Annotated in this window: 22 protein-coding genes and 1 pseudogene; 8 read left to right on the top strand and 15 right to left on the bottom strand. The window is 41.4% G+C overall.

Annotated features, from left to right (window positions below; genetic code table 11):
- Positions 1 to 31 precede the first annotated feature (31 nt).
- The 5 genes from aroK to pilM all read right to left on the bottom strand — a co-directional run bounded on the left by aroK (position 32) and on the right by pilM (position 3,999).
- Positions 32 to 553 carry a shikimate kinase AroK gene (gene aroK / locus M1F03_RS00390; RefSeq protein WP_154621847.1) on the bottom strand — a complete coding sequence of 174 codons (522 nt, stop codon included), beginning with the start codon at positions 551 to 553 and terminating at the stop codon, positions 32 to 34.
- Between the two features lie 503 nt (positions 554 to 1,056).
- Entirely contained in the window at positions 1,057 to 2,097 is a 1,041-nt protein-coding gene (locus M1F03_RS00395) for a secretin N-terminal domain-containing protein (protein ID WP_154621846.1), read from the bottom strand.
- On the bottom strand, positions 2,090 to 2,638 hold the full coding sequence (locus tag M1F03_RS00400) for a hypothetical protein (RefSeq protein WP_154621845.1): 549 nt from the start codon (positions 2,636 to 2,638) through the stop codon (positions 2,090 to 2,092). Before M1F03_RS00400 ends, M1F03_RS00395 begins: the two co-directional genes overlap by 8 nt.
- Positions 2,631 to 3,170, bottom strand: coding sequence for a PilN domain-containing protein (locus tag M1F03_RS00405; protein WP_251464834.1), 540 nt, complete (start codon positions 3,168 to 3,170; stop codon positions 2,631 to 2,633). The genes M1F03_RS00400 and M1F03_RS00405 overlap by 8 nt, the downstream gene beginning before the upstream one ends.
- Complete coding sequence (pilM, locus tag M1F03_RS00410; protein WP_163860472.1) at positions 3,157 to 3,999, bottom strand: pilus assembly protein PilM; 843 nt, start codon at positions 3,997 to 3,999, stop codon at positions 3,157 to 3,159. Before pilM ends, M1F03_RS00405 begins: the two co-directional genes overlap by 14 nt.
- A 116-nt stretch (positions 4,000 to 4,115) precedes the next feature.
- On the opposite strand from pilM, the gene mrcA reads away from it, so the two are divergent.
- Entirely contained in the window at positions 4,116 to 6,647 is a 2,532-nt protein-coding gene (gene mrcA / locus M1F03_RS00415) for a peptidoglycan glycosyltransferase/peptidoglycan DD-transpeptidase MrcA (protein WP_163860473.1), read from the top strand.
- 119 nt (positions 6,648 to 6,766) lie between these two features.
- Here the strand turns inward: mrcA and nudE are convergent, their stop codons facing one another.
- Positions 6,767 to 7,318, bottom strand: coding sequence for an ADP compounds hydrolase NudE (gene nudE, locus M1F03_RS00420; protein ID WP_154621841.1), 552 nt, complete (start codon positions 7,316 to 7,318; stop codon positions 6,767 to 6,769).
- Between the two features lie 430 nt (positions 7,319 to 7,748).
- Here nudE and M1F03_RS00425 point away from each other — a divergent pair, with 430 nt between their 5' ends.
- The 4 genes from M1F03_RS00425 (at position 7,749) to pckA (ending at position 13,113) form a co-directional block, all read left to right on the top strand.
- Entirely contained in the window at positions 7,749 to 9,842 is a 2,094-nt protein-coding gene (locus M1F03_RS00425) for an IgaA/UmoB family intracellular growth attenuator (RefSeq protein ID WP_196713938.1), read from the top strand.
- 51 nt (positions 9,843 to 9,893) lie between these two features.
- On the top strand, positions 9,894 to 10,304 hold the full coding sequence (gene hslR, locus M1F03_RS00430; protein ID WP_154622047.1) for a ribosome-associated heat shock protein Hsp15: 411 nt from the start codon (positions 9,894 to 9,896) through the stop codon (positions 10,302 to 10,304).
- A 112-nt stretch (positions 10,305 to 10,416) separates the two neighbouring features.
- The gene (gene hslO / locus M1F03_RS00435; RefSeq protein ID WP_163860476.1) at positions 10,417 to 11,289 is read left to right on the top strand and encodes an Hsp33 family molecular chaperone HslO; all 873 of its coding nucleotides are present in this window, start codon (positions 10,417 to 10,419) and stop codon (positions 11,287 to 11,289) included.
- Positions 11,290 to 11,493: 204 nt separating this feature from the next.
- Positions 11,494 to 13,113 carry a phosphoenolpyruvate carboxykinase (ATP) gene (pckA, locus tag M1F03_RS00440; protein WP_154622045.1) on the top strand — a complete coding sequence of 540 codons (1,620 nt, stop codon included), beginning with the start codon at positions 11,494 to 11,496 and terminating at the stop codon, positions 13,111 to 13,113.
- A 60-nt stretch (positions 13,114 to 13,173) separates the two neighbouring features.
- Here the strand turns inward: pckA and M1F03_RS00445 are convergent, their stop codons facing one another.
- Together M1F03_RS00445 and M1F03_RS00450 are read right to left on the bottom strand one after the other, a co-directional pair.
- A complete protein-coding gene (locus M1F03_RS00445) occupies positions 13,174 to 13,872 on the bottom strand; it encodes a pirin family protein (RefSeq protein WP_154622044.1) in 699 nt (232 codons plus the stop codon).
- Positions 13,873 to 14,383: 511 nt separating this feature from the next.
- Positions 14,384 to 15,583: an NAD(P)/FAD-dependent oxidoreductase gene (locus M1F03_RS00450; RefSeq protein WP_196713936.1), complete on the bottom strand. Its 1,200-nt coding sequence runs from the start codon at positions 15,581 to 15,583 to the stop codon at positions 14,384 to 14,386.
- A gap of 474 nt (positions 15,584 to 16,057) precedes the next feature.
- Between M1F03_RS00450 and pitA the strand changes: the two genes are divergently transcribed.
- Positions 16,058 to 17,545, top strand: coding sequence for an inorganic phosphate transporter PitA (gene pitA / locus M1F03_RS00455; protein ID WP_154623235.1), 1,488 nt, complete (start codon positions 16,058 to 16,060; stop codon positions 17,543 to 17,545).
- A gap of 127 nt (positions 17,546 to 17,672) precedes the next feature.
- Here pitA and uspB read toward each other — a convergent pair whose 3' ends face one another.
- Positions 17,673 to 18,011: a universal stress protein UspB gene (gene uspB / locus M1F03_RS00460; protein WP_154623236.1), complete on the bottom strand. Its 339-nt coding sequence runs from the start codon at positions 18,009 to 18,011 to the stop codon at positions 17,673 to 17,675.
- A gap of 473 nt (positions 18,012 to 18,484) precedes the next feature.
- On the opposite strand from uspB, the gene uspA reads away from it, so the two are divergent.
- Complete coding sequence (gene uspA, locus M1F03_RS00465) at positions 18,485 to 18,919, top strand: universal stress protein UspA (protein WP_047756456.1); 435 nt, start codon at positions 18,485 to 18,487, stop codon at positions 18,917 to 18,919.
- Positions 18,920 to 19,183: 264 nt separating this feature from the next.
- Positions 19,184 to 20,515, top strand: coding sequence for an NADP-specific glutamate dehydrogenase (gene gdhA, locus M1F03_RS00470; RefSeq protein ID WP_154624239.1), 1,332 nt, complete (start codon positions 19,184 to 19,186; stop codon positions 20,513 to 20,515).
- A gap of 59 nt (positions 20,516 to 20,574) precedes the next feature.
- Here gdhA and M1F03_RS00475 read toward each other — a convergent pair.
- The 6 genes and pseudogenes from M1F03_RS00475 to M1F03_RS00500 all read right to left on the bottom strand — a co-directional run.
- Positions 20,575 to 20,718, bottom strand: a pseudogene (locus M1F03_RS00475) (class I SAM-dependent methyltransferase); the annotation flags it as partial.
- A 24-nt stretch (positions 20,719 to 20,742) separates the two neighbouring features.
- Positions 20,743 to 21,273 (bottom strand): serine hydrolase, encoded by a 531-nt coding sequence (locus M1F03_RS00480; RefSeq protein ID WP_251464835.1) that lies wholly within the window; start codon positions 21,271 to 21,273, stop codon positions 20,743 to 20,745.
- Between the two features lie 578 nt (positions 21,274 to 21,851).
- On the bottom strand, positions 21,852 to 22,250 hold the full coding sequence (locus M1F03_RS00485) for a hypothetical protein (protein ID WP_251464836.1): 399 nt from the start codon (positions 22,248 to 22,250) through the stop codon (positions 21,852 to 21,854).
- Positions 22,251 to 22,255: 5 nt separating this feature from the next.
- Positions 22,256 to 22,477, bottom strand: coding sequence for a hypothetical protein (locus M1F03_RS00490; protein ID WP_251464837.1), 222 nt, complete (start codon positions 22,475 to 22,477; stop codon positions 22,256 to 22,258).
- Between the two features lie 405 nt (positions 22,478 to 22,882).
- Entirely contained in the window at positions 22,883 to 24,139 is a 1,257-nt protein-coding gene (locus M1F03_RS00495) for a PTS galactitol transporter subunit IIC (RefSeq protein WP_154624588.1), read from the bottom strand.
- An 821-nt stretch (positions 24,140 to 24,960) separates the two neighbouring features.
- A complete protein-coding gene (locus tag M1F03_RS00500) occupies positions 24,961 to 25,956 on the bottom strand; it encodes a 2-hydroxyacid dehydrogenase (RefSeq protein WP_060561511.1) in 996 nt (331 codons plus the stop codon).
- Positions 25,957 to 25,972: the final 16 nt, after the last annotated feature.

The following is a 25,972-nucleotide window of genomic DNA, read 5'->3' on the forward strand; positions in this document are numbered from 1 at the left end:
GCTTTACCTTGTAGCCATTACGGGTGTTAAGTTAGTTTTTTTCTAACAGCTCGATGATTTGGCTCGCCACAACTTTGGCACTTTGCTCATCAGTATGAATAGTGATATCAGCGATCTCTTCATACATTGGGTTGCGTTCAGATGCCAGTTTTTCGAGAACCTCACGTGCAGGTTCGTCTACCTGTAATAGTGGACGTTTTTTATCACGTTGAGTTCGAGACAACTGCTTCTCGATAGTGGTTTCGAGATACACAACAACACCACGAGCGGATAGGCGATTGCGAGTTTCTTTCGATTTTACTGAACCGCCACCTGTTGCGAGCACGATGCCTTGTTTTTCGGTAAGCTCATTGATGATTTTTTCTTCGCGATCGCGGAAGCCTTCCTCGCCTTCTAGGTCAAAGACCCAGCTTACATCTGCGCCTGTACGTTTTTCAATCTCGTGATCAGAGTCAAAAAACTCCATATTAAGCTGTTGAGCCAATTGACGACCAATAGTACTTTTGCCGGCACCCATCGGTCCAACCAGAAAGATATTGCGTTTCTCTGCCATGTTTTTTGGTATTACTACGATTATTCGTTAATGATAACCCGCCCCGCCAATCGAATTAGCGACGGGACCTAAACTGAAACCTCATGAATGATAAGTGAGATCAGATAAGAAAATTATCTCAATACATCAACCTGAATTGCAACTATATAAATGTGGCACTGAGCGAACAAAGTGCCACACTTGTGTTACTGGTTTCTTTTACTACGCCGTCTATTTTGCCTAACGTATTGTTCAAAATGAGTTTTAACAGCATTACCGCCGCATAAAAGAAACAGCGGACCTGTTAATTTATAGAGCAAATTGATTGCGGCTATTTTATCAGCGGCTGATAGCTTGTTCTTTAATCTACGGATAGTTAGAACACTCAATGGATAACCTTGTATGCTAAAACGGCGTCAGCGTCAAATTTATCCGGCAGGTTTATGGCATAAAAAATAATTTTCTCGACTGACATTTCCTTTATATTTGTTCAACTACTTGAAGTATCAATGTTATTTTTTTATCTAGATACTGATAAGCTTTGGTGTGATAAAAACCACAAGAATTCTACGGTCAATATGTTTACCCGTACTAGTAAATAATTTTCCTAGAAGAGGGATGTCTGATAAAAAAGGGAAACCTGTTTCTGTTTTCTCTTGCTTCTGTTGGAAAATCCCACCAAGTATGAGTGTTTCATTATTGCGGATCGTGACGGATGTAGCGATTTCTTGTTTGTTGATCGCTAAATAGTTGCTTTCACTTGTTGTAAGGGCGGTATCCGGCGAGTTATGACTAATTTTCAGTAATAATTCAACCTGATCACCGCGTGAAAGGGTGGGGGTGACCTCCATTCCCAAAACGGCATCTTTGAATTGTACGTTAGTTGTCTTTTCAGTACTGGTCACATAGGGGATCTCTGTGCCTTGCTGAATACTCGCTGGATGCTTATGTGATGCCATCAAACGAGGACTCGCAATAATAGAAAGTAAATTTTCTTTTTCCAATGCGTTCAGCTTTAGCTCTAACAAACCTTCACCCAGTCGCAGTAGGTTAAAGTTGAATTGTCCCTGAGTTGAATCATATCGGTTATAACGTTGATAGCGTTTATTATTAGGACTTCCTGACAGCATTCCCCACTCTAAACCGAGTTCTTGCAGAGCTGTTCGGCTACTGCTGATGATATGTGCCGTGATTTGAACTTGTTGCTTAGGGACATCTAATTGCTTTAGCCAGTCTTCAATCAATTTTAGGCGTATTGCCGTGTCTTTGATCACTAAGCTATTGGTAATAGAATGGCTGGTTGCGAAGCCTTCATTTGATAATAAAGCGGTGTGCGTCTGCTGTAACTGTTGCAGGGCTGTATCTGCACTGACCGAGGTTAACGTAAAAATTTTTTCGACAAGTGGTGCCGCAATTTTTTGCGGTGTACTTTTTGCTGAGATTAATACCGTTTCATTGCCATTCGCTTCTTTTAAGAGAGGGATAAAGGGGTCGCGCATCTCTTGTGCTGTAACCTTCAATGAAATCAAAAGAATGGTGACCACAAAAAGCAATTTATTATTCATTAATAATATCATCCTTGATAAATGTAATAGTTAATATTGCGGTTAATTGACCGTTTTTAGACTGAAAGTTTACCTCAGAAACTCCCCCTGTTTGGTGGGATAACGTTGATATAAGATTATCAATAAAATGATAGATTTCAGGGTAATTACCTTGAACTTCAATGAAATAGCGTTGTTCATTATTCTCCCTATTTGTTGATGGGTGTAAGCGTTTAAGTGCGACATTGGTGTGAGTGACAATTTGCTGCAAATAGGTGATAAATTGTGCTGAATCTTGCTTCGCTAATGCAAATTTCTGTTCTAGTTCGATAAGTTGTTGGTCAAGTTGTTGTAGCGATGGAAGCTGTCGCCGTATTTTTTCCTTTTGTTGTGACTGAACGGCAAGGTGCTGAGTTTCATTTTTCAGTTCGGTCAGTTGATATTCGATTTCTTGCCAATAAAACTGAAAATAGGCCAGCAAAATTAGGCTCATTACTGCCCAAAAAGGGATGGATTGTTGCCAAAACGGGCGATACCAAAATGCTGAAGTGCTCTCATTCATCTGTACCTTCCAAATAGTTCGCGCTCAAATGTAGGTAATTAATTTTTTCTGACCTCTCCATTTTTATGAGCTGTATTTTTTGTAGTAATGGGCTGTTTTCTAATCGCGTGATTAACTGGTGAATATCATGAGGATCATAACTCCTTGCCGCTATCTCGAAATGTTTGTCTGTGAGTGAAAAATGCGCTAACCAGCTTTTGGGTGGCGTGAGTTCTGGCAGTTTATGCAAGATACTTAGCCTTAATGAGTTACGTTGTGCTTGTCGAGCTAAGCTCTCTTGATAGCGTTGCCACTTGGTGAGCTGTATGTGTTTTTCTGTAACCAGTTGAATATGTTGCTGATTGTGTGTGACCTGCTGGGTAAGTTGTGTCTTAGTGATTTGTCGTTGTCGCAGTTCCAACTGCTGTTGCGCTGAAAAATAAATCATGCACACGATGACGAAAAAACTTTGAAAGAGGCATAACACCACACAATAGCGTTTTTTAGCTGCCATTTTTTGTTGTCGCCAAGGTAAAAAATTAACTTGATACATGTTCATTATCCTTATGGCGTAGTGCTAACCCTGCTGCGATAACAAACTCCCCCAGCTGGTGAGGGATTTTAGCGGTATGATGATGGAAAGCCTGTAATAAGTTCCATGATTGTATTGTCTGAGCTTGGTGGTGATCACCGATATAATAGAAAGGGAGCTTCAGCGCGGTATTTTCTTCTTGGAGTTGAGAAATCATTTGTGAGAGTGTTGAACGCTCATTCTCTTGAATTTGGTTATAACTCGCGGGTTGACTGACAGGGCCTGACCATAGCCACTCCCCTTGCCGATAATGTAATAGCCAGCTTTCATCCGGTATCCCAGCATGTCGCGCAATATAACGTAAAACACAAGGCGCAACATCGATAGCGGCCAGTAAAAAACCACTTTCATGCAACAAGTTTTGCCAAAAAATGATTTCAGACTTACGAACACCATTTAAATAAGCACAGTTGTTAATCACTCGATAGTCGATAACTAACTCTTCTGAATTAAGCGGAAAAAGTTTTTCAGCACGGGTTTGTAGATACCAACCTAACTCAGGTTGCTTTAATGTGACTTGCGCAGGTAGGGGAACTTGCTGTTTGAGTGTCCGTAAGGAGGAAAAAGCGATTGAGACATGACAATTTTTAGGTAATTTCCGACGCCATTGTATTAAAATTTCTTGTAGGATATCACGTTTGTCATTTTCAGATTGGCCGCTGATTTCGTTCGGGATATTTTGTTGCCAACATTCACATAAGTACCAGCGTTTGCGGGTTTGCTTTGCGGCAACAAGCCGGATCGTTGTTTGAAAAAGGTCGATGCCGATGTTCCATTTTTGTGAATACATAGATAATTTCCTTATCATCAACAAATAAATTACGATTTCTATTGAGCTGTATAAGCTTTATACTACGCGCCAGCTATATCTAAACCCTCCTGTCTGTTGAGTATGGGAATTATCCGGTGAAGTTCGTAAAATATTTTTTTATTATTGTTATTTGTTGCATTTTTTTGGGAACCGCTTCGATTTTTGGCATGTACAAATATGTCGAAGATGAGTTACCTGACGTCGCAACAATGAAAGACATCCGCTTACAAACGCCGATGCAAGTCTTCAGTGCTGATGGTGAATTAATTGCACAATATGGTGAAAAGCGCCGTATTCCGTTGCCATTAGCTGATATTCCTCCCCTCATGGTCAATGCCTTTATTGCAACGGAAGATAGCCGTTTTTATGAACACCATGGTATCGACCCTGTCGGTATTTTCCGAGCGGTTACGGTGATGGCATCATCGGGTCATGCTTCTCAAGGGGCGAGTACCATCACTCAGCAATTAGCTAGAAATTTTTACTTAAGCCCAGAAAAAACGTTGATGCGTAAGGTAAAAGAAGCGTTTCTGGCCGTAAGAATCGAGCAGTTATTTACCAAGGATGAGATCATGGAGCTGTATCTCAATAAAATTTACCTTGGTAACCGTGCTTATGGCGTGGGCGCAGCAGCCTATGTGTATTTTGGTAAAACAGTCAATGAGTTGACGCTGAGTGAAATCGCGATGATTGCGGGTTTACCAAAGGCGCCTTCAACTTCAAATCCTTTATTCTCTTATGAAAAAGCGATCAGCCGTCGTAACGTCGTTCTGGGGCGTATGTTAGAAGAGAAATACATCACCCAAGCAGAATATGAACAGGCAAAAAGTGAGCCAATTGAGGCATCTTATCACGCACCCAAAATCGATTTCTCAGCGCCTTACCTCGCTGAAATGGCGCGTCAGACATTGTATGAGCAACATGGTGAAGATGCGTATACTGACGGTTACAAGGTCTACACAACGGTTATACGTAAAGACCAACTCGCAGCCACTGATGCGGTACGAAATAATTTAATTGATTATGATGTTCGTCATGGTTATCGCGGGCCCGCTGAAGTGTTGTGGACAGCAGGAGAGCCAGCTTGGTCGACAGAACAAATCATCGAAAAACTTAAAAAATCCCCTGTTTATGGCCCACTATTACCGGCTGTTGTGCTTTCCTCTACGGCCAGTGAAGCCACGGTACAATTGGCGGACGGGTCAACAGAAACCATCACGCTGGCAGGAGTGCGTTGGGCTCGTAAGTTTATTTCAGATACTCAGCAAGGCGGAACACCCAGCAAAGTTAACTCTGTGATCAACGCGGGTGAGCAAATTTGGATCCGTAAGGTGAAGGATATTTGGTGGTTGGGGCAAGTTCCTGAGGTAAATGGGGCTTTTGTTGCGCTAAATCCAAATAACGGTGCCATCATTGCATTGGTGGGAGGCTTTGACTTTAACATGAGTGAATTTAACCGTGTTACTCAGTCATTGCGCCAAGTTGGTTCAAATATAAAGCCTTTCTTATATACAGCTGCAATGGATAAAGGTTTAACGCTGGCCTCACTGTTAAATGATGTGCCTATCAGCCGTTGGGATGCAGGGGCAGGCTCAGACTGGCGACCTAAAAATTCACCGCCGCGTTATGCAGGCCCTATTCGCTTAAGACAAGGGTTAGGTGAGTCGAAGAACGTAGTGATGGTGCGCGCCATGAGAGCCATGGGCGTTGACTATGCGGCCGATTATCTGACACGCTTTGGCTTCCCTGCCGAGAATATCAATCGAACTGAAGCCTTAGCGCTAGGTGCACCTTCATTTACGCCAATGCAGATGGTGCGAGGCTATGCGGTGATGGTGAATGGTGGCTATCTGATTGATCCTTACTATATTCAAAAAATTGAGAATGCAGAGGGTGAGGTACTTTTTGAAGCGAAACCAAGAATAGCCTGCCCTGATTGTACGGATATTCCAGTTGTGTATGGCAATACTGAGCGGACGATAGCACTTAAAGGTATTGATGATGAGTCTACTGAAGAAGTCACTCAGTCGGATGATAAACTTGCTGCACAAGAGCCAACAATGGATGTGCCAGCAGCGAGCCCTGAAGAGGCCACGACTGAAAATCAGTATGCACCTCATGTGATTAGTACGCCGTTAGCTTTCTTAATTAGGGATGCGATGATGACCAACATTTACGGGGAACCCGGTTGGTTAGGTACGGGTTGGCGCGCAGCAAGAGATTTAGGTGGGCGTCGTGATATTGGCGGCAAAACAGGAACGACAAACAGCTCGAAAGATGCGTGGTTCTCTGGTTATGGCCCCGATGTTGTTGCGTCAGCTTGGATTGGTTTTGACGATAACAAACGTACTTTAGGCCGTACAGCTATCAGTGGCGGTGAGGCTGGTGCGAAGAGCGCTCAGCCAATATGGGATGATTTCATGAAATCTATCTTAGAAGGCGTTCCTGTTACGATGATGAAACCACCGAAAGGGATTATTGCGGTGTCTATCGATAGCCGCACAGGTAAGCTAGGTAGTTCTCGTAAAGAGTACTTTATTGAGGGAACTGAGCCGAAAGAGCATGCCATTCAGGAAGTCGGTACCACCATTATTGAAGAGAGTGGTGAAAGCCAAGAGTTGTTCTAATGTGCTGCTTCACCTTGTAATCGGTGAAGAGGTGGTTATAAAATGATCGTTAAATAGGAAAATCGTTATATTGATTTTCCTATTTATTTTTAAGCGATTATTTAAAGTTCGATGTGACGCTAGCTACGATTTTTTAAGAAGCGTTCAAGGTAAAATAGTGCGCTGATATTACGGGCCTCATTGAAGTCCGGATGCTCAAGCAACTCCATCATGCGGGCAATTGGCCATCTAACTTGTTGTAAAGGTTCTGGTTCATCACCTTCCAGCTTTTCGTTATACAGGTCACTCGCGATAAGTATATTCATCTTACTCGAAAAGTAAGATGGTGACATGGTGAGCTTGGCAACTTGTGTGATCTGGTTTGCACCGAAACCAATTTCTTCTTTTAGCTCGCGTTGTGCAGCTTCAATTGGTGTTTCGCCCGGATCGATAGCGCCTTTAGGGAACCCTAGCTCGTAATCTTCAATACCGACGGCATACTCTCGGATTAAGATTAAGCTGTCATTTATGAGAGGAACGATGAGAACAGCTTCACGTTTTCCTGGGCGCATTCTTTCATAGATACGTTTTTCACCGTTGCTAAACTCGAGGTCAACAGATTGGATGCTGAATAATTTGGAATGAGCAACATCCTGAATATTCAAAATTTTTGGCTTTTTAAGCTCTGTCATAATGGTTCTCGAATAGGGTGAATGAATAAAAAAATAGGCGATTGATGAAACATCGCTTTTACACGGTTATTAACTATGGCTTATATCAAAAAAAATTAATAGAGATTATCGGGTTGATAAAATGCTGTTAGTATAGCCAACACGCTTCAAGTTATAGGACTGGTGTGGTAAATAGAGTACAGTGTTCAAAGGTTCAAGTCACCTAAGTTCCTATATCAAATAGTGTGAGTTGAGCGTGTGCCAACATACAGATTGAATTATTTTATGTATATATCAGCGTATAAAAATAGCACAGATTAATAAATAAAAATTTTTAATTACAACATATTGTAAATTAACATAAAAATTAAAAAGAGAATAGGAATTGGCTTATATAGCGGCAGCGTAGTGATTGCTATGCTTTTCTTGATATTATTTCATTGGGGAAAAAATGCTTAATTACGTCATTATAACGGCTATTGTAATAATTAGCCTAACTATAATGGCTTCCTTTCTGTATTTCAGGCGGGGGCGGAATTCTGGCGTCTATCAGATCCCTTCTCAGGCTGAACCCTCTTTTCGCAAGATGATCGACTCTGATTATCAGATTATCTCACAGTACTTACGCACCAATCTTTTTTCTCCCCAAGGCTCTGAGCAAAATCCGTGGCAATTGAAGAAAAATGCCGTGATTGCCACCGTCTGTAATTCGGTGACTCGCTTTAATTTACGGCAAGAACAGACGAATGGCTGGCGTTATTTTATTGATACCATTGAGGTTAAACTTCCCGAGCAGCTTGAGCCTTATTTACAGCAAAAAAATGTCATGGAGTTAGTGGAAACTAACCATTTGCCATTAATTATTTCGCTAAATGGCTTTTCGCTAAAAGATTTTAATTATGAATGGTCTTCAGAAGAAGCGACTGAAGTCACGACGCCAGAGGCGGCTATTCATGAAAGAGGGGAGCCTAATGTCCAGCTATTGCGTGTACGCAAGGAGACACTAGAAGAACATCAGCTAAATCATTCTTCAGGTTGGTTTGGCGCTATTTTGATCTGCCTCAGTTTCTTACTTGGGTATTTAGCGTTAGTGGCAATTCCTGTTGTGCAGTCGTGGGGATTTGTAGGCGCTTTTCTCTGCTTTGTTATTGGGTTGCTGGCGCTATTTCGGTTTCGTGTTTTTCCTAAAAAATTTCAAGATGTTCAATGTGTTTTTGGGCAACCGAAGCGATGGGAACTGTATGGTGAATTAGATAAAAGACAATCATCAACGGTATCTATTGGTGGTACAGATCTTTATTATCCACCCCATTGGGAGCCGTATATCCATCATGAATTGGATAAAGCGACAAATATCGATATGTATGCCTCAGGGCAAGTTCTACGGCATGGACAATACCTGTCATTGCATGAAGAGGAACGCTATTACCCCTATCGTCGATATAAAAAAAATCTACTGGTACTCGCAACGGGGCTATTGGTTCTAATTTTGATGTTTTCCTATCAATCCATGTGCTTACCCGTAAAACTTGGCGTCGCATGGCTTGAAGGCTCGGAGAAAGTGAAAGTCACCAATGTGGCTGAATTGGAAACCCGCAAGTTGAAGATTGGTGATAGTCTTGTCGCGAAAGGGGTTGGAATGTGCTATCGCCCCCCCAATTTATCTGACTCGAACCATGCCCAGTTTGCGCCTTTTGATTGTTCAGGTGTTTATTGGAACAATATGAATTTAGCGCCGGATCCAGAATCAGAAATTGTAGAGCGGGCCATTCGATTGTTAAATACGGTGCAAAGCCAATTGCATCCTGATAAAAACAGTGTTGGCGTTAACCCCCGATTACAACGTGACATTATGAAATCAGGGATGAATATTATTTTTGATTTTTCTGAAATAATATTGAGAACGAATGAATTATGTTACGAAGAGAATGCGTGCTCCAAACTGAAAAACGCCCTCATAAACCTAGGCAGCACAGATGATTGGGGAACGTTAGTGGTCAAAGCGTCCACCGGTAAATTAAGCGGTGCGCATGTTTTATTACGCGCAGGAAGCGCCGAGGCCTTGGAAAACCTTGTTGAAGTCACCACATATGAGTTTATCAAAGGCGAAGTGGAAAAAGAGGCCGCAAAACTTAATAGCCCCCCACCTGGTGGTGTGCTGTTAATTAGCGATGAAAATAAGGCATTAGTCGATTTTATCGTGGGAAGCACGTTTAATGATATGACTCCTCTGCAACGTTGGATGGAACTGAAACGAATAGCAGGCTTGCTTATTAATACGCCATTCGATATTGAAGGTATCATCACCAATTTATCGACCGATGCGAATGGGACATTGCATATCACGCTTCATAGTAAACCTGATGAACAAGTATTGTCTCGGTATGTCAGTAGCTCCTTATTTGCGCTTTTTCTCGCTGCTTGTGTGATACTAAATGGCACTTTAGTGATAATCCGTATCATGAATAACAAAAAGCGCTTACGTAATATTCAACAGTATTATGATAAGTGCTTTGAGGCAGACAATCTCTCCCATCAAAGATAACGTCTAAATGATGGAGGCCTCATTTTAAAGATTGGCATTGAGGATAACATCATGAAACAACCACCAACAGAACAGGTTCGCCTTGATAAATGGTTATGGGCAGCGCGTTTTTATAAAACACGTTCTATCGCTCGCGATATGATTGATGGTGGAAAAGTTCACTATAATGGGCAAAGAACGAAGCCGGGCAAAATAGTCGAACTAAACGCGCTGATCAGGCTAAGGCAAGGGAATGATGAACGAACGGTTGAGGTTTTAGAGATAAGTAGCCAGCGCCGAGGAGCACCGGAGGCGCAATTGCTTTATCGTGAAACGCAAGAAAGTCTCGAACAGCGCGAAAAAGTCCAGCAAGCACGAAAGATGAATGCGTTAACGATGCCTCATCCTGAACGACGCCCAGATAAAAAAGAACGTCGTACCTTACTAAAATTTAAACAATCGAACTCCCACGGTTCATCCTAAGGGCGGTTGACGCGGAAGGGTCAATTTTATTCGATTTAAACGTGTTTTAATCAAGAGAGGTTGTCGCTTAGTCCTCTAGGCAAAAACCCCTTATCAGTAATAGAGAGAAATTATGGCTAAACAAGACCTACTCCACCGTTTCCTGTTTGAACAACATGCTGTACGTGGGGAAATGATCAATGTTGACGAGACATTTCAGCAAATCCTGAATAATCATGATTACCCTGATGCCGTTAAAGGATTATTAGGTGAATTGCTTGTTGCAACGAGTCTGCTGACTGCAACCTTAAAGTTTGATGGTGATATTACTGTTCAAATTCAAGGCGATGGCCCTGTGAACTTGGCGGTGATTAATGGCAATAACTTACAACAAATGCGTGGCGTTGCTCGTATCAATGGTCCTGTTGTGGCAGGAAGCACCTTAAAGCAGATGATTGGTAATGGTTATATGGTCATTACGATCACGCCAAATCAAGGTGAACGTTATCAGGGGATTGTTGCGATTGAAGGTGAAACGCTGGAAGAGTGTATTGATGCTTATTTCATGCAGTCAGAGCAGTTACCTACTCGTTTATTTATCCGCGTAGGTGAGTCAGAGGGTAAGGCCATTGCTGGTGGTATGTTACTGCAAGTTTTACCGGCTGCCGATGAAGATAGCCATGATATTTTCGATCACTTAGTGCAACTCACGGCAACGATTAAAGGTGAAGAGCTGAGCGCACTGGATGTCAAAGAAGTGCTACACCGCCTTTATCATGAAGAAGATGTGACTTTGTATGACCCGCAATCGGTCGAGTTTCGCTGTACTTGCTCACGCGAGCGTTGTGAAAGTACCTTAATGACGTTACCTGAAGAAGATGTTATCGATATATTGCAAAAAGATGGAAAAATTGATATGGAGTGTGAATATTGTGGCTCACACTACGTATTTATTGAATCCGATATTCAAGGGTTAAAAAATGTTCAAAATCAGCAACTTCACTGATACGATTTAGCAACCTAATTATGTGACGAGGGTGCAATTTTGCACCCTTTTTTTATAATTTTAAAGGCTTATTACGTGCTCTAAGTCTCATAATGAATTAAAAAAAATTATACATTTTCAATTCTTTGATAGCTATCGCTGTTAATTAGTCGTAAAGAATTATGATCATCTGTAGATTAGTTATGATTACCAGGAGCAATAATAATGAGCGCTAAAAGTATTACCCCTAAGGAACTCGAACAGTACGGCATTCACGATGTAGCTGACGTTGTTTACAACCCGAGTTATGAGCTGTTGTTCAAGGAAGAAACTAAACCTGGATTAGAAGGCTATGAGCGTGGAACGGTGACCACACTAGGTGCTGTCGCTGTTGATACCGGTATTTTTACAGGTCGTTCTCCAAAGGATAAGTATATTGTACGTGATGATGTGACCCGTGATACCGTTTGGTGGGCAGACCAAGGTAAAGGTAAAAACGATAACAAACCAATGACCCAAGAAGTTTGGAGTCATTTAAAGCATTTGGTCACTGAACAACTGTCAGGTAAGCGCCTGTTTGTTGTTGATGCATTCTGTGGTGCGAACGCAGACACTCGCTTAAAAGTACGTTTTATCACGGAAGTGGCTTGGCAAGCGCATTTCGTAAAAAATATGTTCATTCGTCCAACTGACGCTGAACTGGTTGGTTTTGAACCAGACTTTATTGTGATGAATGGTGCAAAATGCACTAACCCAAATTGGAAAGAACAAGGTCTGAATTCAGAAAACTTTGTTGCTTTCAACTTAACTGAACGTATGCAGCTAATTGGTGGCTCTTGGTACGGCGGTGAAATGAAGAAAGGTATGTTCTCAATGATGAACTACCTGCTTCCACTGAAAGGCATTGCGTCCATGCACTGCTCTGCTAACGTTGGTGAAGAGGGCGATGTGGCGATCTTCTTCGGTCTGTCTGGTACAGGTAAAACGACGCTGTCTACAGATCCAAAACGTAAGTTGATTGGTGATGATGAGCATGGTTGGGATGATGATGGCGTGTTCAACTTTGAAGGGGGTTGCTATGCGAAAACTATCCACCTATCTAAAGAAGCTGAGCCGGACATCTACGGTGCTATCAAGCGTGATGCATTATTAGAAAACGTCACAGTGCTGGCCGATGGCAGTGTTGACTTTGATGATGGTTCAAAAACAGAAAACACCCGTGTTTCTTACCCTATTTACCACATCGAAAATATTGTTAAACCTATCTCTAAAGCGGGTCACGCCACTAAAGTTATCTTCTTAACGGCGGATGCATTTGGGGTATTACCTCCTGTTTCACGTTTGACGCCAGAACAAACTCAGTACCACTTCCTATCTGGCTTCACTGCGAAATTAGCCGGTACTGAACGTGGCGTAACAGAGCCTACACCAACGTTCTCTGCCTGTTTTGGTGCAGCATTCCTGTCCTTGCACCCAACACAATATGCAGAAGTATTAGTTAAACGTATGGAAGCTGCGGGTGCGAAAGCCTACTTAGTGAATACAGGCTGGAATGGTACGGGCAAGCGTATCTCTATTAAAGATACTCGTGCCATCATTGACGCTATCTTAAGCGGTGATATCGAGAAAGCAGATACCATTAAACTGCCTATCTTTGATCTGGAAGTGCCAACAGCATTACCGGGCGTAGATACCAACATTCTTGACCCACGTAATACTTACGCTGACAAAGCACAATGGGATGAGAAAGCGAAAGATTTAGCTGACCGTTTCGTGAAAAACTTCGATAAGTATACAGATACCCCAGCGGGTGAGGCTCTGGTTAAAGCAGGTCCTAAACTGTAATAACGTGTTGAGTTTTAAAAGATAAGGCCCTCAATTGAGGGCCTTTTTGACATTGAAACATTATTCAGCGGCAGGTAAATCGAACAGTAAGATTTCGCTATCTTCACTTGCCTTAATCGTCAGTTGGTTTTCTTGCCAAATGGCTAAACCATCGCTGGTTGTTGCGGTTTGGCCATTCACCTCAACAGTGCCTTTAACCACTTGGATCCAAACAACTCGCTTATCTGCAAGCGTATAGGTGTGTGTCTCGTCTTGGGGTAATGCCCAACGCCATAATGTCATGTCTTGATAGACTTTTAACGAACCTTCTCTTGCATCTGGCGAGAGGACTAATTGCTTGCCATCCGCAGAATCAAAGCGTTTTTGCTCATAACGAGGCTCGATACCCGCCTTTTCAGGTAAAATCCAAATTTGGTACAAGTGAAGACGATTTTTATCATCTGGATTGTACTCTGAATGACGTATGCCTGTACCGGCGCTCATGATTTGAAATTCACCCGCTGGGATCTGCTCCATGTTACCCATGCTGTCTTTATGTTCCACCGTACCTTCAAGAACATAAGTTAAGATCTCCATGTCTTTATGGGGATGAGTGCCAAAACCTTGACCAGCATCGATAAAATCTTCGTTGATGACACGGAGCGCGGAGAAACCCATAAACTGTTCATCATAATAGTTAGCAAATGAAAAGGTATGCCAACTGTCTAGCCAACCATGATTAGCATGGCCGCGTTCATTCGCTTTACGTACATAGATCATTGTGTCATCTCCTTAAAAGCGCCCCTATTTGTGCTGAGGTGCGCTAAATGTATTGCTGACAGTTTAGCTAACTTGGCAAAAGAGAGAAGTAGACAGGTTTGACTTTAGGATCCAAAAAATTTGAATGAGATGAATAGATAAAAAAATAGCCAGCACTAAGCTGGCTAAACTAAACACTGGAAGCAATGTGAGCAATGTCGTACTGCCAAGACAGTTGCTGTATAAGCTATGTCGAGGAAGTGATTTGATGATAATAGTTATCACTATCGTTTGTAAAGCGTTTTTTTTAATCAAAATCAGATAAATTATAATAAAATCTGCAATTATATGATTTCTATAAAAATTAAAAATATCCATTATTTTTCAATGGATTAAATTTTTTTGTTAAAACGAGATTTTTGAACGAGACACACTAAGAGTAAGGGTATTATGCGTCTGCAAAGCGTAAATCGCCTTTGTCGAATTATGGGGAAACGCCCTACAATTTATCGTAGGGCGTCTACTATTTCGTTTATTTTGCGTTAAAGGGGAGGCTTTCAGCGCAAGCAGACGCGGAGCTCCATGCCCATTGGAAATTGTAGCCACCGAGCCAACCTGTAACATCGACCACTTCGCCAATAAAATACAACCCTTTTATTTTGAGGGATTCCATGGTTTTCGATGAGAGTTCCCGTGTATCCACCCCACCTAAAGTCACCTCTGCGGTTCGATAACCTTCGGTACCATTGGGTTGGACTTGCCATTGATGCAAATTATGATGCAATGCTTCGATTTGTGGATGATTAAGTTGTTTCAGTGCGCAATCAGGGATTTGCCCCTGAGCCTGTAAGACTTCAATTAATCGCTTAGGTAACAGTTTACTGAGCGTTGTTTTGAGTGATTGGTTTGGGTGATTCTGTTTCTCTTCACTCAAATAGTCGGTGAGATCGTGCTCAGGAAGTAAGTTAATACTTACATATTCACCTGGGTTCCAATAGCTTGAAATCTGCAAAATAGCAGGACCAGATAGTCCACGATGGGTGAATAGAATATTTTCTTTAAACAGAGTGCCGTTAGCGGCGGTCACGGTGGCGGCGACTGACACCCCAGAGAGAACTTGTAAGGCTTCTAATAGCGGCTTATGTAGCGTAAAAGGAACGAGGGCAGCACGAGTCGGTAAAATAGGGTGACCGAATTGCTCAGCGAGTCGATAGCCAAATGGTGTTGCTCCAAGGCCTGGCATCGACAGCCCCCCTGTCGCCACAACAAGTGAGTGTGTACTTACTTCATTTCCGTTTGCAGTAACAATAAAACCATCATCGGTTTTCTCAACATGGGTTACTTCGCTGCGTAATTTTACGGTGATATTGGGTGAACGGCACTCAGCTTCTAACATGTCGACAATATCTTGTGCGCTATTGTCACAAAATAACTGACCGAGTGTTTTTTCGTGATAGGGAATATTGTATTTATTAACTAACGCAATAAAATCCCACTGTGTATAGCGAGCAAGTGCTGACTTACAAAAGTGAGGATTTGCGGATAGGTAATTGCTGTGATCGGCATAAATATTGGTAAAGTTACAACGCCCGCCACCTGACATGAGAATTTTTCTACCGAGTTTCTTTCCGTTATCCAATACAAGTGTATTTAGCCCTCGTTTTCCTGCTAATGATGCACAAAACAGTCCCGCAGCACCTGCACCAAGGATAATGACGTCATAATTTTTCACAATACAAAATTCTCTATCTAGTTGATGTTAAACACGTTTACGCAGTAAGTGATCGTATCAAATTATATTTCAATGGTTATCATGTGGCTCGTTATACAACAACTAATGAAAAGTCTTGAATACATATTATAATTAGGTTCTGCTGAACTTTTGGGCTTACTTTGTTGCTTATGATTAAGCCTTTAGCTTGCGCTAAAAATCGATTTATGGCGCATCTAAAAAATCAGTAGGTTGTTAGATATTCGCCAAAAAAGATGAATTCACTCTAATTTGGGTGAAATTCTAACGAAAAAGTTTAAAAAAATCAGAATAAAAACAAATTGTGTAATATACTGATAAATATAGGGTAATGACCATGTTGTACTTTTTTTCACAGTAGCGAAATCAAAAAAAGGTTAGATTTTGCTTCCACCGCTAGCGTTTGTCACTGATAATGCGCCGCGTTCATGACCAACATAAAATGGCTTAACGTCTATGCTACATCTTTTTACAGGTTTGGAATTTTACACAGGCCTATTGTTAGTACTGGCACTGTTATTTGTGCTGTTCTATGAGGCAATAAATGGCTTCCATGATACCGCGAATGCGGTAGCAACGGTTATCTATACCCGTGCAATGCGAGCGCAATTTGCGGTTGTTATGGCGGGTGTATTTAACTTTTTTGGTGTTCTGCTCGGAGGTTTGAGCGTTGCGTATGCGATTGTTCACTTGCTGCCGACAGACCTTTTGCTTAATGTGAGCTCAGCTCACGGCCTCGCAATGGTCTTTTCATTGCTACTGGCTGCAATTATCTGGAACCTTGGAACCTGGTATTTTGGTATCCCCGCATCAAGTTCTCATACATTGATTGGGGCGATCATTGGTGTTGGTTTAACCAACGCAATCGTGACTGATTCATCCATCGTAGATGCGTTGAATATACCTAAAATGATCAGTATTTTCATGTCCCTTATCCTTTCTCCTGCTATTGGTTTTGTGATCGCTGGATTGATGATTTTTGTTTTGCGCCGTTATTGGAGTGGAACCAAAAAGCGTCGCCGTATTCACTTAACACCAGCAGAACGTGAGAAAAAAGATGGTAAGCGCAAGCCACCATTTTGGACGCGTACTGCATTGATCCTATCAGCAGTTGGCGTGAGTTTCTCTCATGGTGCAAACGATGGGCAAAAAGGCATCGGTCTTATCATGCTGGTATTGATTGGTGTTGCACCCGCGGGCTTTGTCGTCAATATGAACTCAAGTGGTTATGAGATCGCAAGAACTCATGATGCCGTTGTACATTTACAACAATACTATGAGACACATAAACCAGCCTTAAACCATGCGATTGAAAATACGCCGACGGTTACGGGTACTGATGAGATTGGTGAAGAGTTCCATTGCGATAGCTCACGTACACCTATCGTTCTAAATCAAGCACAACAATTGCTGAATGGTATTCAAAGCTACGATGAGTTAACACCAGAGCAGCGCAACCATATGCGCCGTTTACTCATGTGTATCTCAGATACAGCGAATGCCGTTGCTAAGCTGCCAGAAACCAGCTCACAAGATGCTAGTTTACTGAAAAAGCTAAGCAATGACCTATTGTATACCGTTGAATATGCACCATTGTGGATCATCATTTCCGTTGCGTTAGCGCTGTCTATCGGAACAATGTTTGGCTGGAAACGTGTTGCTGTGACGATTGGTGAAAAAATCGGTAAGAAAGGCATGACCTATGCACAAGGTGTGTCCGCACAGGTTACCGCCGCGGTTTCAATCGGTGTTGCAAGTTATACGGGAATGCCTGTTTCTACCACCCAAGTTCTATCTTCGGCAGTGGCTGGAACCATGGTCGTTGATGGCGGTGGTGTACAGAGCAAAACAATTAAGAGCATTGCTTTGGCATGGTTATTGACACTACCTGTTTCTATCGGCTTGTCCGGTGGATTATACTGGATTGCATTGATGATCATTTAGTACAGAGTAAGCGTTTTCTACTGTATAGCTGACAAAATGAATAACGATAATAGTGATGAGCTAATAAGTTCATCACTATTTTTTTGCTTTAAAAAATGTTGGGTAATTAGTGAGTTTTGCTTGGCTGTTACGCGGCAAAGAAAAGCAGATAAATTAAACTGACAGCGACTAAGATGCTAAGTTGACTGATCTGTAAAAATTGCTTACGAATCCTATCGCATCGCAATATAACTTCAGGGTCAAAATGGTCGAGATAGTGTTTATTGTTGATATAACGAACGAGCTTTAATTGCTTGTTTAATTGACCATGAGTGGTGAAAAACCCATTGCCATCAACGGACTGATAAAGTAAGGGATCAGTATCGCGTAGGATATAAAGCAAAACGCGAATAGAAGAAAAATAGCGTATCATATTGATGATACATAAGATGCATAAGGCCCAAAACAAGGCAACCATACTGAACATACTCACCTCCTTAGGTATATCAGCTTGCGCTGTTGTTACAAAGGAAATAAAGCAAACACAGTGTAAACCAATTTATTATCCATTGTAGGATAATGCGCGGACTAAAAAAAGTACAAATAGAAGTATTTTTGAGCGATCTTTATTGCTATTTGAGTGAAAAAGAAAGTGAAATTGGGTGGAAAAGCGTAATGTTAGGATGAATGGCTAAGAATTTAGTTATTACTTGTTTATATTGAAAAATATCACACATCATTCTTGTTTATATATTAATATTGGATAGATGATGTTATTGTTTTCTAAAATATTATGTGATGAAAGATTAACGCGTCTAATCTGCACAGATGTGATCAAAACGACACTCATGTGCCATAGTATGCGGGTATAGTATTTATAAGCGATTGGTGAGTTAAGAGGCTAAACTCGCATAGGCTCTTAACTTATCACAAAATCAGCATTCGGAAGGAGTTGACTTTATGGCGTACAAACATATTCTCGTAGCGGTAGATTTATCACCTGAAAGTAAAGTATTACTGGATAAAGCCGTATCAATGGCAAAACCTTACGGGGCTAAAGTATCCATGATCCATGTTGATGTGAATTACTCAGATCTTTACACCGGTTTAATCGATGTGAATTTGGGCGACATGCAGCAACGTATTACGGACGAGACTCGTAACGCTTTAAAAGATCTTTCTGCTGGTGCAGGTTATGAGATCCAAGAAACATTGAGCGGTAGCGGTGATTTAGGCCAAGTTTTGGTTGATGCAATCAAAAAATACGATATGGACTTAGTCGTGTGTGGTCATCACCAAGATTTCTGGAGTAAGTTGATGTCTTCGGCTCGCCAGTTGATCAATACAGTTCATGTTGATATGTTGATTGTGCCACTGAATGACGATGAAGAATAATCGATTCAGTTAAAAATGAAAAATTATTCGCTAAAAACGCTTGCTTATGCAGGCGTTTTTTTTGCTAAAAAAAATTTAAATTAAGTTAACTATTGTAGGGTCAAGAAATTTTTTTGCGTTAGAGTAAAAAAAAAGCTTGAAACTTGAATACAAACTAATGATATATTCAATAAGCAAATGCACATCAACCTCACATTTCCTAAAAAATTATCACAAGAAAGAGTGAGGAATATCACAACAAAAAATTTAAAAAGGAAGGCGCCGATGAGTTCATTATCATCATTTCTGGAGTCTGTACAAAAAAGAGATCCTCAGCAACCTGAATTCCTACAAGCTGTCCGTGAAGTGTTTACCTCGCTTTGGCCATTCTTAGAAAATAACCCTAAATATCGTGAGCAAGCACTACTTGAACGTTTCGTAGAACCGGAAAGAGTGATCCAATTCCGTGTCTGTTGGGTGGATGATCAAGGCAAAGTACAGGTAAATAGAGCTTGGCGTGTGCAATATAGCTCTGCAATCGGCCCATTCAAAGGCGGTATGCGTTTTCACCCTTCAGTTAACCTCTCCATTCTAAAATTTCTTGGCTTTGAACAAACATTGAAAAATGCATTGACGACATTGCCAATGGGGGGAGGTAAGGGAGGTTCTGACTTTGATCCAAAAGGAAAAAGTTATGGTGAAGTCATGCGTTTCTGCCAATCATTAATGACCGAATTATATCGCCATTTAGGGGCGGATACTGACGTACCTGCTGGTGATATCGGTGTTGGTGGCCGTGAAGTTGGCTTTATGGCAGGCATGATGAAAAAGCTTTCTAATGACACCTCATGTGTCTTTACTGGCAAGGGACTTTCTTTCGGTGGAAGCTTAATTCGCCCAGAAGCAACCGGTTACGGCCTTGTCTATTTCACAAATGCGATGCTAAAACGTCATGGGTTAGGTTTTGAAGGAATGCGTGTTGCGGTATCGGGTTCTGGTAACGTCGCTCAATATACCATTGAAAAGTGCATGGAACTGGGAGCAAAAGTTGTTACTGCTTCTGACTCAAACGGTACGGTGGTCGATGAAGCTGGCTTTACACCAGAAAAGCTTGCTCGTTTAGAAGAAATCAAAAATAGCTATGGTCGTGTTGAGGCCTATGCAAAAGAGTTTGGTTTAACTTATTTGGCTGGTAAGCAACCATGGTGTGTACCTGTTGATATTGCTCTACCGTGTGCGACTCAAAATGAGTTAGATCTTGAAGCGGCAGAGCTACTAATCAAAAATGGTGTTAAAGCCGTTGCTGAAGGGGCAAATATGCCAACAACCATCCCAGCTACAGAGCTTTTCCTTGAAGCGGGTGTATTGTTTGCGCCAGGTAAAGCGGCGAATGCCGGTGGTGTTGCAACGTCAGGTTTAGAAATGGCGCAAAATGCGGCTCGTATGGGATGGAAAGCCGAAAAAGTGGACGCGCGTTTACACCATATTATGCTGGATATCCACAATCACTGTGTCGAGTTTGGTGGTGAGGCAAAACAAACTAACTATGTACAAGGTGCAAACATTGCGGGCTTTGTTAAAGTCGCAGATGCAATGCTCGCACAGGGTATTTTGTAATTATTTAGTTTAAACATACGCGAAAGGGCGGAGATAACAGTAATATACGCCCTTCGTCGTTATGTTTTAATACAGGGATAAATATCGAATCGATGATTTTTGGTTATGACCGCGGAAGGGGCTTTTTGACTAGCAAGGGGCTCAGCATAATCAGGTCGCTTCACCACGACACGACGTTTAGCTAAGGCTAAAGCGGGAGCAATTTTTGTTGACCACTGCACTCATTATTAATCATGGTCGTCATGGAATTCCGTAGATTGAGTCAAAATGATATCGGTAATCTCATAAGCCATCTTTTGCGTGTCGAAATCTTCAATATTTGCCAAAACAGCAACAGTTAAGCCTAAATCAGGTAAACGTAAAAAATAGGTAGCCCAGCCAGCCCAGCCTCCTGAATGCTCGAAATGTGTGATGCCGAAGTGTTGTGAAATAATAATGCCATAAGCATATTTCTGATGGTGTTCAATGGCTTTACCTATCCTATTTCTAGCCGGTAATGCCTGAAGCATTTTCTCGACTAGTGCTTTGCCTCCGACTTTACCACTGGTGTCATTTTCACCCCATTTCATTGAATCTAAAACATTTGAATGAACAGCACTATCACCGGTTTGAGTCCAAAGACTTTCACTTAATTGATAGCCACATGCATTGTTTTCACGGTACCCACGAGCAATTGTGGTGTGGACGGGGTACGATCCCACTATAAAGGTATTATCTATTTGTAATGGTTTGAAAATAGCCCGTATTACAATAATCAAATTGTGTCCCAACAGGGAAAAGAGGGTTGGGATAAGCAATGAAGTCCGCTAAGCTTTCCGCTGGTAGAGATCGACTTGCCGCTTGAATTGGAATCGGTGTTTATTGTTCAAGCATGGCACCCACGGTTAGACAGGGATCCGGCACATCAATGGCTGCGGCATACTATTAAACAGTACTTTTTAAATCGAGAGTGATTTTCTGTAGTGTTAGCTAATTAAGCATATCAATGAGTATTACTTTATATTTGATTTAGCCGTTTAACGTGATGACTTGGTTAGAAGCTCACCATAATACGATGAGCTTCTAGAGCCTATTTAATGAGTTATTCCAAAGTGCCTATTTCTTTTGGCAATGTATTGGCGACATCTGAAAAGCTTGGTAGATGGCTCCATACATCAGGATCACCAATTACAAAAATATATTTCTTGGCGCGTGTTAGAGCGACATTAACTAGGTTGGGCTTACTCGCTGCCCATTGTGCGCCACCCTATTCACCGATACTGCAACCGAGTACAAAAATAACGGTATCATTTTCTTTACCTTGTAAGGTATGCACGGCGCCAATCTTATGTTTGGCTCAATGGTTGACCTTTTCTGGTGTGATTTTAACCACGGGCTGTTGTATAGCTGGTAGATCTGTTTCCTTGAGTAATTCGATTAATGCAGTTTTAACCGCATTAAAAGGTGTGATCACATAAATAGATTGTAGCGTAATATTTTCCTGCATTAGGCGAGATAATAACATGAATAGGCCTTTGCCGTGGCTATCTCGGTATTGTTTATTACCCGTATTCCCCTTTGATACAACTTCATGGTTTTTGAACTTGTCATTGATGGAGAGGCTGAGAATGCCGTCCTTTGGATCCGCATGGGTCATACGGTCATTGTCAGTCCTATTATTGGCAAGGCTGAACATAGGTTCAATACAATGGCGGTGTACCCATAAAAGAATACCAATCCAAATCGGGTTATTCATGACTTCTAACTGACAGCCCCATGAATTGATGTGATCCGCAATTTGTTGGATTGAGAAAGTTTGTGGGTTCCAATGGCAAAGATGGTTACTTCTTCATTACTGAAACGTTGTTCGCACTCTTCTTTAGCTTGCCCTGTTTCTGAACCGACAATATCTTGAATGAGCGAATTACTTAGATTTTTATCAAACTCACCAAGGTAAAGAATAAATGCGGTTGTTTTAGGCATTTTATATTGCTCTCGGTATTTATCACAAAGCCAAGGTAATTGGTTGTTCTTGTTTTCTGTAAGCACTTTTCGGGATATAGATAATTTTTTCTTGTGATTAATATCGGACGAGTAAGGGTGAAAAAATGCTATACGTTGACAACTACTTAAAATATCTATTGGTAGAGGTTTCGAATGCCTATTTTTCCACCTGTCATTATTTAAAATATTTTAATAGTTATTAGGATTAACTTAAATTAAATGAATTTTATAGACTTCACGTTATGAATGCTCTCGGCCTAAAACTGTAGTGAGTGAGGGTATTTATAAAGAAGAGAGAAGGGAAATTGGTTACCCGTAGCGCTGGTGAGTATTTGAAATAAAACAGCTAACTAAGAGAAGTTATAGTTAGCTGTTAATTGAGGATTACTTAGCGATTAATTCGCCAATTTTTACTGCTGCCCAGCCCGCAGGTGTGGTTGCTCCACCCACGATATTGGTCATTTCTGAAATCCCTTCTGGTACTGGGATATTCGAATTCACCGCAGCTTGCGTATATTCCGTGGAAATATCGGTTCCCACATAGTAAATGGATGTTAGGACTAATGTGCCACAGATAAACATTCTAAACATATTACGCTTACAGAATGGTGTCACCATAGCTAATAAAAACATCAATGAAGCAAGGTCAACGAAAGGTAATACTTTGTTGCCCGGTAGAACGAAAGCTAACACAATCGCCATTGGGATCAGTAATAGCCCAGTTGCCAACACGGAAGGCTCACCAATTAACAGTGCAGTATCCATGCCAATATAGAAATCACGGTTAGGGAATTTCTTTTTCAATTTTGCTTCAACGGCATCGCGAACAATTAACAGACCTTGGACTAAAATTTCGATCATTTTAGGCAGGAGTAACATTGCCGCAGACACGGTCACGGCGAGTGCAACAGATTCACTGATAGGATAGCCTGCCATCAATGCTAATACCAAACCTAAAATAAAGCCTAATGTTAATGGTTCACCGAATACACCGAATTTTTTATTAATCGTTTCGGGTTCGAGGTTAATTTTATTTAACCCTGGAATTTTCTCGATAATATAGTTTGTCACGATGCCAAACGGTACATACATAATACAAGTCAGATGAGGGAAGGAAATGCCTTGTAAATTATAATTACGTTGTAGATAAGGTGCAGTAATATCTGCCGCAACCAAAGTGGCAATAAAGATCACATAAGTGATACCAATTGATAGCCAGTAGCTTTCAGTACCCGCATACACTACAGAACCGACTAATAAAAATATCCAATAGTTAAAGATATCAATATTAATGGTTTTTGTGAGCTTAAATAAAACCATCACTAAGTTGATCGCAATAAAGCCTAGTACAACTGGCACCATAATCGGTGAGCCCCAGCCAATGGTGGAGGCAGTAGGCCAACCCGTATCAACCACGGTAAGGTTTAAACCCATCTTTTCAACCATCGATTGCGAGGCGGGTCCTAAATTCGATAGTAATAAGTTGATGACTAAGCCAACACCAACAAAACCGATGCCGACTAACATACCCGCTTTAAAAGCGGTGCCTACGCGAACGCCAAAACATAATGCAATAATGAAAAATATTATTGGCATCATAACCGATGCGCCCAGCCCGATGATGTTGTTGATTATATCCATGTCTTTCTCCCAATACTCGTCATATTTCGCGCTGTGGCGTTGTTGGCTTCATTCACGAACCCTAGTCACATACTTTTGTATGCTCCTAGGGATCCGCTCAATCGCCGCCTAGCCACAACACGAACTATTTAGAGTATTTATATGCTCGTCATATTTCGCGCGGTGGCGTTGTTGGCTTCATTCACGAACCCTAGTCACATACTTTTGTATGCTCCTAGGGATCCGCTCAATCGCCGCCTAGCCACAACACGAACTATTTAGAGTATTTATATGCTCGTCATATTTCGCGCGGTGGCGTTACTATCTTCATTTACGAACCCTAGTCACATACTTTTGTATGCCCTAGCGACTCGTTTGCTTGTCGCCTAGCCACAACGCGAACTATTTAGAGTATTTATATGCTCGTCATATTTCGCGCGGTGGCGTTACTATCTTCATTTACGAACCCTAGTCACATACTTTTGTATGCCCTAGCGACTCGTTTGCTTGTCGCCTAGCCACAACGCGAACTATTTAGAGTATTTATATGCTCGTCATATTTCGCGCGGTGGCGTTACTATCTTCATTTACGAACCCTAGTTACATACTTATGTATGCCCTAGCGACTCGTTTGCTTGTCGCCTAGCCACAACGCGAACTATTTAGAGTATTTACCTACTGCGTATTGAATAAAAAAATAAGCCTGATAGTGAAATAAGTTGTGGTTTATAATTACTCAAAATACATAAGGTTGTTTTTGTAGGGTATAGGGTGGCCCTGACAGGTTTCACCCTATCGTTTATTTTTTATATTTTTTGCCGATGTTCTTTTCGTTAAATTAATTATTTTTGTTGTTTTAAAAATATCTCAGCAAATAGTTTTGGCGTATTGCTGAATGCATCTAAAGTACTACCTGCCATATGCGGTGTGATGGTCACATTGTCTAATAAATAAAATTCGCTCTCCTCTTTTAATGGTTCATCATCAAAGGTATCGATAGCGGCACCCATAATGCGTTTTTCTTTGAGTGCTTGCAGCAAATCACGCTCATTAATTAAACCTGAACGCGCGGTATTCACTATTACGGCGGTGGGTTTCATTAATTTAAAGTGTTTTTCGTTGATCAAGTTTTGTGTTTCTGGGGATAAACGTGCGTGTAGCGAAATAATGTCGGCAACTTTAACCAAATCTTCAAGTGAATCAACTTTGGTGTAACCGTCAACAGCGTCAACGTATTTATCGTAAAATATGACGTTGGTATCAAAGCCTTTAAGGAATTTAGCCACCAGTTGAGCAATATGGCCAAAGCCAACTAACCCAATGGTTTTTCCACCAATTTCTGGGATCACATCCGCGTTGACGAAATCTTTACGCCAATATTTATCCTTCAATGCATCATGTGCACGTGCAATATTACGTGTTTCAGCCAACATCATACCAACCGTAAATTCAGCCACACTGCGTGCATTACGCCCTGGTGTATTCATTACCTTAATGCCTTTGTTCTCGGCATATTCTTTATTGATATTTTCAATGCCACCACGCAATACACCGATATATTTCAGTTTTGGTAGTTTATCGATTACTGCTTTATTCACAGGGGCGAACTGGGTGATCACTAACTCAACATCTTGTAAATCCGCATATAAATCCGCTGGTAAAATCACCGCTTCCGCACCGTGTTGCTCAACTTGCAAGTTATCTTCTTGCAGTTTTTCAATAGAAGGGTGTGCCCACTGACGAACGATAACCTCATAACCTTGTTGGCGTAGCTTTTCTAGCCCAGCCTCCATGGTTGGTTTATCAATAAATAGATCCGCAATTGCCAGACATTTCATGTTGTTCTCCAAAATT

The sequence above is a fragment of the Providencia sp. PROV080 genome (assembly GCF_033688105.1).
In the GTDB taxonomy this organism is placed as follows: domain Bacteria; phylum Pseudomonadota; class Gammaproteobacteria; order Enterobacterales; family Enterobacteriaceae; genus Providencia; species Providencia zhejiangensis.